Origin of the sequence: Mesorhizobium sp. CA14 (genome assembly GCF_020165195.1) — a bacterium.
Lineage (GTDB): Bacteria > Pseudomonadota > Alphaproteobacteria > Rhizobiales > Rhizobiaceae > Mesorhizobium.
This window is the reverse complement of the sequence record NZ_JAIUHR010000024.1, coordinates 95930-108113: the sequence shown is the minus strand read 5'-3', so window position 1 is coordinate 108113 and position 12184 is coordinate 95930. Positions and strand designations below refer to the sequence as shown.

Genomic DNA, 12184 nt, shown 5'->3' with positions numbered 1-12184 from the left:
TGCCTGTTCGAACGCCGAAGAATCGAGGCCATCAACAAGCCACCTCCGGTCAATCCCGGCCGCCGAAGCAACCGAACTTCCCCAAACCAGTTGGACTTCGCCTATGAATAACTTTCCCCGGACAGCCCTGCGTTCACGGGGAGAAGTGCCCGGCAGGGCGATGAGGGGCAGCGCCAACGTTTTCAGGACTGTCATTTTGGCTGACCTAGTAAGGCCGGCGCAGCCCCTCATCTGGCTGCCGCCATATTCTCCCCGTGAACGGGGAGAAGGAAGCTGTCCCCCAGCCTTTCGCCAATCGCCGGCGCTGCCTTAAGGCACCCACCCGATCGGCACATGCCCCTTATCCGCCTCGACCCGCTTCAGCCAGGCGGCGACGGCCGGATAGGCGTCGAGCTGAAAGCCGCCCATCCCGGCGGTGTGGGTATAGGCGTACAAGGCGATGTCAGCGACGCTATAGGCGCTGCCGGCGAAGAATTCGTTCCGCTGCAGATGCTGGTTCATAACGCCGAGCGCCTTGTTGCCGCGATCCAGTGTCTGCGCCAATCGTTCCGGCGTGGCGTCCTTCGCCCGTTCCGGGAAGGTCAGCAGCGCCTTGCGCACCGCGATATAGGGCTCATGGCTGTATTGTTCGAAGAACAGCCATTGGTAAGCCAGTGCGCGTTCATACTTGTCGGCCGGCAGGAAGCGCGTGCCTTCGGCAAGATAAAGCAGGATGGCGTTGCTCTCGGTGATGCGCCTGCCGTCGTCGAGCTCGAGCATCGGCACCATCGCGTTCGGATTTTTTGCGACGTAGTCCGGTTTGCGCGTCTCACCGGTATGCGAGCTCACCTCGATACGGGTGAAGGGAATGCCGAGCTTCGCCATCAACAGCCGCGGCTTGTAGCAATTGCCGCTGTCGGCCATGTCGTAAAGGATCATGCCTCTTACCCTCTCGCGTCTTGCCGGAAGGCTCTAGCGCGCGGGTCGGGTCTCATCCAGTGATTTGTTTTTGAGAAGAACCATCAGCGGCGCTGATGCGTCTTTGGATCTGCATCAGCGATGCCGATGCGCTTTTCGGGTTTGCATCAGCGATGCTGATGCAGGGGCACGACCTTGTTGCCAGCGCCGAGCAGGGCTTCTACGGAAAGCGGTTCTTCGTTGAAGATCGTGCCGGCGAGCGCAGGGCGGGCGAGATGGAAACCCTGCATCAGGTCGACGCCGCCCTCGAGCGCGACGCGTAAGTGCTGGGCGTTCTCGATGCCCTCGACCAGCACCTTGGCGCCTCGCTCGTGCAGCCTCGCCACCAGCGGCCGGAAGAAGCGCTCGGCGGCAGCATGGCGGCAGAGCTCGCCAAACCAGGCGCCATCGATCTTGACGATGTCGGGCGCAAGCAGATCGATGCGCGCCTCGGTCGAATGTCCCGTGCCGAAATCGTCGATGGCGATGCGGATGCCGTCACGCCGCATTTCACGCACCAGGCTGGCAAGAATGTGGTCGTCGGCTGCCTGCTCGGTGATCTCGCAGACCAGCAGGCCGGGCTCCAGCTCGAAATCGCCGAGATGCCTGGTCATCAGCCGGATCTCGGCCAGCGCTCGTCCGAGATGGTCGTTGACATTCGGATTATAGTTGAAGAACAGCGTCAATCCCTCGACGCCGATGTTGCGGTAGTTGCCGAGATGCAGCATCCGGCACATCGTTTCGACAAACAGCCGGTCGGATGCGGGAACGCCGCTGAAGAAGGTCGAAGGGGCTACCGGCTCCGCAATACGCCGCGGCTCGATCAGCCCCTCGACGGCAATCGCCCTGAGCACCTTGCCTTCCGGCGCAAAGATCGGCTGATAGGCGCTCCACAGCCGGAACTCGCCATAGACGCCGAAATGGAGGCCGATCTCGTCGGCGAAGATCGCCTCGGCGACGTTGCGCCGCCTGTCTGGTTGTCCGCTCATGGCGCGACCTTGCGCCCGAACACTCTTGCCGGCCGCGCCTGCGGCGCCGGGCCCGGGCTTGCGGCGACTTGCGCCTTGTTTTCTTCGGCCGAAGGCTGCCGCTCGACCTTGCCGAAGTCGCGAAAGCTGGTGGGGGCGAGTTCCGGCCGGGCCAGCACATAGCCCTGGACCATGGAGGCGCCGGACCTCTCGGCAAGCTCCAGCTGCCAGCCTTCCTCGATTCCTTCGAAGACGGTGCGGATGCCCTGGCTCTCGAAGCTCTGCACCATCGCCGTGAGCAAGGCGAAGCCGGCGCCGGACTCCATCAGCTGGGTGATCCAATGCGCGTCGAATTTGACGATGTCGGGCTTGAGTTCCTTGATCCGGTTGATGTCGGACTCATCGGCGCCGTAGTCGTCCACCGCAATGCGGAAGCCGTTCGCCCTCAGCGCCTCGACAAAATCGTAGAGCGTTTCCTGCGAAGCGGACTTCTGCTCGGTGACCTCGCAGACGATGCGGCGCGGATCGATACCGGCTTCGTGCAGCACCAGCCGCATGTCGCGCAGTGCGTTGTCGGCGATGTGGCGATCGGTGAAGACCGACGGGTCGAAATTGACGAAGATGGACGCCTCTTGCGGCAGGCAGGCGCCGGCGTTCAGAAGATGCAACGTGCGCGTCAGCGCCTCGATATGCAGCCGGTCGGCCGCCGGGCAGGTGCCGAAAAACGTCACCGGCGACTGCGGCTCGCCATCGCGGAACGGCCGGATCAGCCCCTCGAAAGCGGTGACCGAAAGCTTGCCCTCCTTGAAGGCGAAGATCGGCTGGAACGCGCTCTGCAGCGTATGGATGCCCCAGACACCCGTGGAGGTGCCGTCATCATGACGGATGATGTGGGCAAGCCCGATGCTGCGCGACAAGGTTTCTCGCTCCGCGAATAGGCGCAATCCGATCTGCGATCCTGCCAGCCAAGGGTTTACCGGCCGTTGATGAATTTAGCGTTGCCGCTCACGCAGGCTGACTTTGGTCACGCCTCCTTGACCTCTGGTTCATCGCACAATGCTTGCGCTTGGCGCGATGATGCGACATGAGAGGCGCCGCGGCCGCTCCTGGCCGCTTTTCCTAGGAGACATTTTGTCATGGCCTTTCTCGCCGACGCCCTTTCCCGCGTTAAGCCTTCCGCGACCATCGCGGTGACGCAGAAAGCGCGCGAGCTGAAAAATGCCGGCCGTGACGTGATCGGCCTGGGCGCCGGCGAGCCGGACTTCGATACGCCCGACAACATCAAGAACGCGGCGATCGAGGCGATCCGCCGCGGCGAGACCAAATATCCGCCGGTCTCCGGCATCGTGCCGCTGCGCGAGGCGATCGCGAAAAAATTCAAGCGCGAGAACAATCTCGACTACCGGCCGGAGCAGACCATCGTCGGGACCGGCGGCAAGCAGATCCTGTTCAATGCCTTCATGGCGACGCTGAACCCGGGCGACGAGGTCATCATTCCCCGCCCCTACTGGGTGAGCTATCCCGAGATGGTGGCGATCTGCGGCGGCACGTCGGTCTTCGCCGACACTTCGATCGACAACGGTTTCAAGCTGACGGCGGAAGTGCTGGAAAAGGCGATCACGCCGAAAACCAAATGGCTGCTGATGAATTCGCCGTCCAACCCCTCGGGCGCCGCCTACACCGAGGCCGAACTGCGCGCGCTGGCCGACGTGCTGCTCAGGCATCCGCATGTCTGGACGCTGACCGACGACATGTATGAGCACCTGACCTATGGCGATTTCGTCTTCAAGACTATCGCCCAGGTCGAGCCGAGCCTTTATGAGCGCACGCTGACCATGAACGGCGTGTCGAAAGCCTATGCCATGACAGGCTGGCGCATCGGCTATGCCGCGGGCCCGGTGCCGCTGATCAAGGCGATGGACATGATCCAGGGCCAGCAGACCTCGGGCGCCTGCACCATCGCGCAATGGGCTTCCGTCGAGGCACTCAACGGCCCGCAGGATTTCATCGCCAAAAACAAAGCGATCTTCCAGGGCCGGCGCGACCTCGTGGTCTCGATGCTCAACCAAGCACGCGGCATCTCTTGCCCCTCGCCGGAAGGCGCTTTCTACGTCTATCCGTCCTGCGCTGATCTGATCGGCAAGAAGACCAAGACGGGCAAGGTGATCGACAATGACGAGGCCTTCTGCTCCGAACTGCTCGAGGCGGAAGGGGTCGCGGTGGTGTTCGGCTCGGCCTTCGGCCTCGGACCGAACTTCCGCATCTCCTACGCCACGTCGGAGGCGCTGCTCGAGGAAGCCTGCACGCGCATCCAGCGGTTCACCGCATCGCTGACTTGATCGACGCGAACCCACCAATCGAGGAAAACCCGGCTCCGGCCGGGTTTTTTGTTGAGCGCTAGTCAGCCGCCATATTGCTCGTCGGAAACCTGCTCCAGCCAGTCGGCGTGGACGCCGTCCAGTGCCTCCTGCATGGCGATGTGGGTCATGGCGGTTTTCCGGCCGGCGCCATGCCAGTGCTTTTCGCCTGGCGCGAAGGAAACGACATCCCCTGCCCTGATCTCCTGCACAGCGCCGCCCCAGCTTTGCGCCAGACCGGCGCCGGCGGTGACATAGAGCGTCTGCCCAAGCGGATGCGTATGCCAATGCGTGCGCGCGCCGGGCTCGAAGCTGACCAGCGTGGCTCTCAGCCGCGCCGGCGCTTCCTTCTCGATGATCGGCGTCTGCAGCACCCGTCCGGTGAAATAGGTCTGAGGGGCGACGACCGTCGCCACGCCGCCGCACGCAATGATCTTCATCGTTCAGATCCTCGTCTTGATGAAACGTCCGCCGCGAGCGCGGCAGCTTCCAACCCAGTTTCACCCTCGCATCGCGATAGCGCAACCGGGCTTTGCAATTGTGGTCGAAGATAAGAACACGCGCTGGGGATGTTCAAAAAACTGTCACAAATCGTTGCTTTTTAACTATAAAAGCCGAGCAGACAGCCAAGCTTTGCCGAATGCGGCGCGGCGGCGGTCGCACTCAGTGTTTTTTAACGGCTGAGGTCCTAGCCATGGCGCGTGCTGTGGGGGCGCGGACATGAGCATCTTGGCGACGATCAGGGATCACAGCGGCCGCATCTATCGCGGCATCCAGGCCTTGCTCGTGGTGAGCATCGCCGCCACCGGCCTTGCCGCCTTCGCGCTGACGGACAACGCCTCCCGCGCCGGCGCTCTCGCGGTGTCGGTGACATCGACCTTAATGGCGCTTCTGGTGCTGATGTATATGCGCGCGAGCGTCGTCCAGCGCCTGCAATCGGCGGCGGACGCCGAGGCCGAGAAGCACCGCTTTCTCAGTGTCGATGCCATGACCGGCGCCACGGCCCGGCGCTATTTCATCGAAGCGCTGGGCGACTGGCTGGGCGGCTTGCGCAACCGTCGCCAGGCGAGTCTGCTTTTGATCGACCTTGATCATTTCAAGCAGCTCAACGACACGTTCGGACACCAGTTCGGCGATCTGGCGCTGGCCCATCTGGTCGCGGAAGCGCAACGCATTTTCGAAGACGGCGTCATCGGACGGCTCGGCGGCGACGAGTTCGGCGTCATGGTTCCGCATGGCGACATCGCCCTCATCAACAGGGACACGCGCCGGCTGCTGGATGCCATGCGCGCCGGCAAAAGGCACGAGGGCAAGATCATTCCGCTGTCGATCTCGATCGGCGTCGCGCTTGCGCCGCTGCATGCTTCGAACGCAACCGAATTGATGCTTTTGGCCGACCTCGCGCTCTACGAAAGCAAGGCCGGCGGGCGCGGCCGCGTCACCATCTTCGACGAGGAGATGCTGTCGGACAAACGCTATCGCCGGCTGGTGGAACGCGAGTTGCGCGCCGCGATTTATCTCGGCGAGCTGGAACTGCACTACCAGCCGATCGTCGATCCCGACGGCTCCGTCGACGCGCTGGAAGGATTGATCCGCTGGCGCCATCCCGTGCGCGGCTTGATCTCGCCGGCGGAATTCATTCCGATCGCCGAGCGCTCGACGCTGATCGACATGACCGGCGAGTGGGTCTTCAAGCGAGCCTGCGCCGATATCGGGCATTTTCCCGGACGGCGCATCTCGATCAACGTCTCCGGCGAGCAGTTGAAGCGCGACGAGATCGTCACGATGTGCGACCGGGTCCTGCGCGAAACCGGCCGGTCGGCATCGCAATTCATCATCGAGATCACCGAGACGGTGGCTACGGCCGCGACGCCCGAGGTGCTGAGGCGCCTGGAAGCGCTCCGCGGCCTCGGCTTCCACATCGCGCTCGACGACTTCGGCACCGGCCATTGCGGCTTCAACTATCTGAAGTCGCTGCCCATCGACAGCATCAAGATCGACCGCTCCTATATCCGCAGCCTCGCCCATGACCAGGTGGCGCAGATCTTCGTTTCTGCGCTTGCCCAGATCGCCCGCATCCAGGAGATCGCCATCGTCGCGGAGGGCGTCGAGACCGAGCAGGAATTCACCCTCGCCCGAACGGCCGGCTGCAGCCGCTTCCAGGGCTATTTCTTCGGCAAGCCGGCGCCGCGCGACAAGGCAAGCGCGTTGTGTGCCGCCGCCCGCGAGCCGCTCGCCCTCACAGCCTGACAAACAGGAAATGGCAGCCTGCCCAACCCAAGCCGGCGAACATCCTATTTTTCTTGCCCTCCCGGCAAACCCGTGTGACGATGGTTTTGGGAAGAGGTGAAAACCCCGCCCGCGACGGCCGAACAGGCCGGCCGCCGCTCTGCACAGGGTGCGATCGGACGCAAACCGGTTTCCACTTTTGCTGATCGTTCTCTTGGGAAACGCCTGAGTGGAGGTTCAGCCATGGGTACTCGCGCCGGAGGACGACGCACGGGACCGAAATGCATTGCCATAGTCGGTCCCTTCGCAAGCGGTAAGACGACACTTCTCGAAGCCATCCTCGCCCGCACGGGCGCCATCCCCCGCCAGAACCCCGTTTCGTCGGGCAACACCGTTTCCGATCATTCGCCCGAAGCCCGCGCTCATGCCATGAGCGTCGAGGCGACCTTCGCCACCACCGATTTCATGGGCGAGCAGATCACTTTCGTCGACTGCCCCGGCTCCATCGAATTCGCCTTCGAGGCCGAACCCGTGCTTGCCGCCTGCGACCTCGCGGTCGTCGTCGCCGAGGCCGACGAGAAGAAGATCCCGGCGCTGCAGCTCATCATGCGCAAGCTCGACGATCTCGCCATTCCGCGCATCCTGTTCCTCAACAAGGTCGACAAGGCGGTCGCAGGCGTGCGCGAGACGCTGAAGATGCTGCAGCCGGCAAGCTCGGTACCGCTGCTGCTGCGCCAGATTCCGGTGCGCAAGGACGGCATCGTCATCGGCTCGATCGACCTAGCGCTGGAGCGTGCCTACATCTATCGCGAATATGCCGAAAGCCAGGTCGCCGAGATCCCGAACGACGACAAGGCGCGCGAGCTGGAAGCGCGTTTCTCCATGCTGGAGACGCTCGCCGACCACGACGATCACCTGATGGAGCAGTTGCTGGAGGAGATCGAGCCGCCGAAGGACGCGATCTTCGACGATCTCTCGGCCGATCTGCGCGCCGGCGCGGTGACGCCGGTGCTGATCGGCACGGCCGAGAAAGGCAATGGCGTGCTGCGCCTGTTGAAAGCCATTCGCCATGACGCACCGGATGTCGAGGCGACGCGGACGCGCCTTGGCGCCCCGGACGGCCAGACGGTGGTGCAGGTGATGAAGACCATCCATACCGCGCATGGCGGCAAGCTTTCGGTGTCGCGCGTGCTTTCCGGCCAATTGGCCGACGCGGCGGAGCTCTTCCTGTCCAACGGCGACACGGCGAAGGTCTCCGGCATCTACAGGATGCTCGGCAAGGACCAGATCAAGCAGACGTCGGCCAAGGCCGGCGACACGGTCGCGCTCGGCAAGCTCGACAACGTCAAGACCGGCCAGACGCTGAGCTCGGCCAAGGGCGGCATCCGGCCCTTGGTCACGCTGGAGCCGCCGCAGCCGGTCTTTGCCTTCGCGCTTCGTCCCAAGGAGCGCAAGGACGAGGTCAAGATGTCGGCGGCGATCCAGCGGCTGGCCGAGGAAGATCCATCGCTCAGCTTGCGTCACAACCAGGACTCCGCCGAAACCGTCCTGTCGGGCCACGGCGAGATGCATCTGCGCGTGGTGCGTGAGCGCCTCGAGGGCAAGAACCAGATTCCGATCGAGGGCCATGCTCCGGCGGTGCCTTACCGGGAGACGATCCGCAAACCGGCACAGCAGCGCGGCCGCCACAAAAAGCAATCCGGCGGCCACGGCCAATTCGGCGACGTGGTGATCGAGATCAAGCCGCTGCCGCGCGGTTCCGGCTTCCAGTTCTCCGACACCATCACCGGCGGCGTGGTGCCGAAAACCTATATCCAGTCGGTGGAGACCGGCATTCGCGACTATCTGAAGACGGGTCCGCTCGGCTTCCCGGTCGTCGATGTCGCCGTCAACCTGTCGGACGGCTCCTACCATGCGGTCGATTCCTCCGACATGGCCTTCCAGATGGCGGCGAAGCTCGCGATGAAGGAAGGCATGGCCGCCTGTTCGCCTGTCCTGCTCGAGCCGATCATGAAGGTCGAGATCGTCACGCCGTCCGACGCGACCTCGAAGATCATCGCGCTGATCCCGCAGCGGCGCGGCCAGATCCTCGGCTATGACGCAAGGCCGGACTGGCCGGGCTGGGATGTCGTCGAGGCGACCATGCCTCAGGCCGAAATCGGAGATCTGATCATCGAGCTGCGCTCGGCCACCGCCGGCGTCGCCAGCTACAAGGCCACTTTCGACCACATGGCCGAGCTCACCGGCAGGCTGGCCGACGAGGCGATGAACGCCAACGGCAAAGCCGCCTAGAGCAATTCCAGGAAAAGTGTGAGCGGTTTTCCGTCCGGAATTGCGTAGGAACAAGGAGATAGTGCGGTTCGCCGTTTCCGTGAAACGGTGAAACGCACTCGCAGGCCGGCCTGCCTGACAGACTTCTGTTGGAAATACGAAAAACGGCGTCCGGATCATCCGGACGCCGTTCCTATCGCGGACCGTTTTCCTGGGAGGCAACGGCTGGTCCGCCGCATCCGGAAAAAAGGTTCGGACGCGGTGCTTGCCTGAGCCCGGCCTTTCGAGTGATGCCCCCATCTCCCGAACCGACCAACCGCGTCCTATCGTCTACTTAAACGATAGAGTGCGTCTGCAACATGTTACCCGATGTTACATGTCACTGTTACGTGGCGGATCCAGTCGTTTTTTTGCCGGCTCGAAGGCGTGCGGGCAACAAAAAAGCCGGATCAATAAAGATCCGGCTGAGTTTGATTGGAAGTGCCGATTAGGGCTAACCTCCAGAGGGGAACACTCAAGGGCGCTAATGGGAGGAGAACGCGCCCTGGAGATGTGACTATATATGTGCTCATCATGCTCAAGAAACAAGCATCTATTTTGCAACACACGCATGCAAAAAGACGCAGGCTGTGGTCCAACCTGTTCCTGGAACCCATAGGACCAGAAAAATCGCCGGTTCCGGGGCGTTTCTGGCTCTAAAGCGACTGCTTAAATGCAAAATCGAGCCCGATTTTGCTCGGAAATAGGCGAGTCGGTGAAATGGTGTCGATTTCGGCACGCCAAGTTTATTTTTATGGCAGGAGACGGCTAATGCGAACTTTTTCAGCAATCGCCGGCAGCGTGCTGTTCCTTGTCGCGGCACCCGGCGTTGTCGCCGGACTGGCGCCCTGGCTGTTGACCGATCATTATCGCAAACCGCCGTCGGCCCTGCCGGGCTTCGTGCCTGCGGGCTCGATTCTTGTGATCGGAGCGGCCGCCATCCTGCTTCATGCCTTCGCCCGCTTCGCCCTCGAGGGGTTGGGCACGCCCGCTCCCGTGGCGCCGACCGAGAAACTGGTCGTCGGCGGCATCTACCGCCATGTGCGCAACCCAATGTATGTCGCGGTGCTGGCGATCATCCTTGGCCAGGCACTGATCTTCTCGAGCTGGGGGGTGCTGGTCTACGGCCTCATCGCCGCGGCAGCGATGATCTCCTTCGTCAAGCTCTACGAAGAGCCGACGCTCGCCGACCGCTACGGCGAAGGATACGAGGCCTATCGCCGTGCCGTGCCCGGCTGGCTGCCGCGGCTGACACCCTGGCGCGGATGAGCCGCCCTATCCGAGGGGGGTGCCGATATTCAGGTCAGGCCGAGTCGAGAACGGTAGGCTCCAAGAACCGGAACGGAGCGTACTTCAGTACGTGAGTACCGGAAGCGCAGGAGCCTGCCGTTCGCAGACCGGCCTCACCTGAATATTCAGTAGGACCAGCTGCGCGCCTTCGCGATGATGAAGTCGCGAAAAACATGCAGCTTCGCCTGGTTCTTCATTGCGTCGGGATAGGCGAAATAGGTGTCGAAAGACGGCACCTCGGTCTCCGGCAGCAGCTGGACCAGGTTCGAATCCTTGTTGATCACATAGTCCGGCAGCATGGCGATGCCGGCGCCGCCCTGCACCGCCCGCTTGATCGACAGGATGTCGTTGATCTGCAGGGTCGGCACCCGCTGCGCGCCTTCGAAATCGCCCACCGTCTCAAGCCAGTTCAGCTCCGACAGATGCGAAGGCACTGGGAGGCCGAAAGTGACGATGCGGTGGTTCCTGAGCTCGGCGATCGACGCCGGCCTGCCGAACTTGGCGATATAGGACGGCGCCGCGTAAAGGTGGAAATGCACCGTGAACAGCCGGCGCTGGATTAGGTCCGGCTGTTGCGGCTGGCGCAGCCGGATGGCGCAATCGGCCTGGCGCATGGTGAGATCGAGCTCCTCATTGGCCAGGATCAGCTGCAAGCTGATCTCGGGATAGAGCTCGATGAATTCCTGCACGCGCTCGGTCAGCCAGCCGGCGCCCAGGCCCACCGTGGTCGTCACCCTGAGCACGCCCGACGGCCGGTCCTTGGTCTCGGTCAGCCGCGTCTTGATGGTTTCCAGCTTCATCAGCACGTCATGCGCCGTGCGGAACAGCATCTCGCCCTGCTCGGTCAGCACCAGGCCGCGCGCGTGGCGGTGGAACAGCGCGACGCCGACGTCATGCTCCAGCGCGCTGACCTGCCGCGAAATGGCCGATTGCGACAGATGCAGCGTCTCGGCGGCATGGGTGAACGACCCAGCCTCCGCCGCTGCGTGGAATACGCGTAATTTATCCCAGTCCAGCGCCATGATTCCCCTCGCGTTGCCTTTGGCGTCTGAATGAAAAATCAGGCTTTTAAACGGCTTTTTAGCCGATCTGTCATTCCGCCGCTTCGCGGTGGACCTCGATGCCCGCCAGATATTTTTCCGCCTCGAGCGCCGCCATGCAGCCAAGCCCGGCCGCAGTCACCGCCTGGCGGTAGACGTCGTCGGTGACGTCGCCGGCGGCGAACACGCCGGGCACGTCGGTGCGGGTCGAGTCGGGCGCCGTCCACAGATAGCCGTTCGGCTTCTGCTTCAGCTTGCCGACAAAGAGCTCGACCGCAGGCGCATGGCCGATCGCGACGAACACGCCGTCGACCGGCAGCTTCGATTCCTGGCCGGTCACGACGTTGCGCAGGGTGAGCCCTTCGACGGAAGGCGGCAGCGGCGCCTTGCCCGGCCGTCCGGTGATCTCGTCCACTACCGTGTCCCATATGACGCGGACATTGTCCTTCTTGAGCAGCCGCTCGCGCAGGATGCGCTCTGCACGGAAATCGCTGCGCCGGTGGATGACGGTGACGCTCTTGGCGAGATTAGACAGATAGAGCGCTTCCTCGACCGCGGAATTGCCGCCGCCGACCACCGCGACATCCTTGCCGCGGTAGAAGAAGCCGTCGCAGGTGGCGCAGGCCGAAACGCCGAAGCCCATGAAGGTCTGCTCCGACGGGATGCCCAGCCACTTGGCCTGCGCGCCAGTGGCGATGATCAGCGCATCGGCGCTGTAGACGGTGCCGGAATCGCCGGTGGCGCGGAACGGCCGCACATTGAGATCGACCTCGGTGATGATGTCGTTGATGATATCGGTGCCGACATGCTCGGCCTGCGCCAACATCTGGCTCATCAGCCAAGGGCCCTGGATCGGATCGGCGAAACCAGGATAGTTTTCGACGTCGGTGGTGATCATCAATTGGCCGCCCTGCTGCAGGCCGGCGACCAGCATGGGCTTCAGCATGGCTCGGGCGGCATAGATCGCCGCCGTGTAGCCGGCCGGGCCGGAACCGATGATAAGAACGGGCGCATGTTTGGTGTTCATGAAAGTCCCCTGCGGCGCGCAGCCGTG

General features: G+C 63.1%; 11 protein-coding genes. 4 read left to right on the top strand and 7 right to left on the bottom strand.

From position 1 onward, the window contains the following. The 4 genes from LB565_RS22415 to LB565_RS22400 form a co-directional block, all read right to left on the bottom strand. Nucleotides 1-195: hypothetical protein (locus LB565_RS22415; RefSeq protein ID WP_224587870.1), on the bottom strand; the 195-nt coding region annotated here is incomplete at its 3' end. Nucleotides 196-309: 114 nt separating this feature from the next. After that, complete coding sequence (locus LB565_RS22410; protein ID WP_224587865.1) at nt 310-918, bottom strand: glutathione S-transferase family protein; 609 nt, start codon at nt 916-918, stop codon at nt 310-312. A 146-nt stretch (nt 919-1064) separates the two neighbouring features. Beyond that, nucleotides 1065-1925: an EAL domain-containing protein gene (locus LB565_RS22405; protein ID WP_224587864.1), complete on the bottom strand. Its 861-nt coding sequence runs from the start codon at nt 1923-1925 to the stop codon at nt 1065-1067. Next, nucleotides 1922-2821, bottom strand: coding sequence for an EAL domain-containing protein (locus LB565_RS22400; RefSeq protein ID WP_224587853.1), 900 nt, complete (start codon nt 2819-2821; stop codon nt 1922-1924). Before LB565_RS22400 ends, LB565_RS22405 begins: the two co-directional genes overlap by 4 nt. 219 nt (nt 2822-3040) lie before the next feature. On the opposite strand from LB565_RS22400, the gene LB565_RS22395 reads away from it, so the two are divergent. Then, nucleotides 3041-4243, top strand: a complete 1203-nt coding sequence (locus LB565_RS22395; protein WP_224587851.1) for a pyridoxal phosphate-dependent aminotransferase — start codon at nt 3041-3043, stop codon at nt 4241-4243. A 62-nt stretch (nt 4244-4305) separates the two neighbouring features. Here the strand turns inward: LB565_RS22395 and LB565_RS22390 are convergent, their stop codons facing one another. Beyond that, nucleotides 4306-4701, bottom strand: coding sequence for a cupin domain-containing protein (locus tag LB565_RS22390; protein WP_224587850.1), 396 nt, complete (start codon nt 4699-4701; stop codon nt 4306-4308). A gap of 280 nt (nt 4702-4981) precedes the next feature. Here LB565_RS22390 and LB565_RS22385 point away from each other — a divergent pair, with 280 nt between their 5' ends. The 3 genes from LB565_RS22385 to LB565_RS22375 all read left to right on the top strand — a co-directional run bounded on the left by LB565_RS22385 (nt 4982) and on the right by LB565_RS22375 (nt 10069). Beyond that, nucleotides 4982-6511 (top strand): putative bifunctional diguanylate cyclase/phosphodiesterase, encoded by a 1530-nt coding sequence (locus tag LB565_RS22385; protein WP_224587847.1) that lies wholly within the window; start codon nt 4982-4984, stop codon nt 6509-6511. Between the two features lie 222 nt (nt 6512-6733). After that, on the top strand, nt 6734-8782 hold the full coding sequence (locus LB565_RS22380) for an elongation factor G (RefSeq protein WP_224587846.1): 2049 nt from the start codon (nt 6734-6736) through the stop codon (nt 8780-8782). A gap of 789 nt (nt 8783-9571) precedes the next feature. Next, nucleotides 9572-10069 (top strand): methyltransferase family protein, encoded by a 498-nt coding sequence (locus LB565_RS22375; protein ID WP_224587843.1) that lies wholly within the window; start codon nt 9572-9574, stop codon nt 10067-10069. A 146-nt stretch (nt 10070-10215) separates the two neighbouring features. Here LB565_RS22375 and LB565_RS22370 read toward each other — a convergent pair whose 3' ends face one another. Both LB565_RS22370 and trxB read right to left on the bottom strand, forming a co-directional pair. After that, complete coding sequence (locus tag LB565_RS22370; protein WP_224587841.1) at nt 10216-11112, bottom strand: LysR family transcriptional regulator; 897 nt, start codon at nt 11110-11112, stop codon at nt 10216-10218. Between the two features lie 70 nt (nt 11113-11182). Beyond that, nucleotides 11183-12157, bottom strand: coding sequence for a thioredoxin-disulfide reductase (gene trxB, locus LB565_RS22365; protein ID WP_224587839.1), 975 nt, complete (start codon nt 12155-12157; stop codon nt 11183-11185). Nucleotides 12158-12184 lie beyond the last annotated feature (27 nt).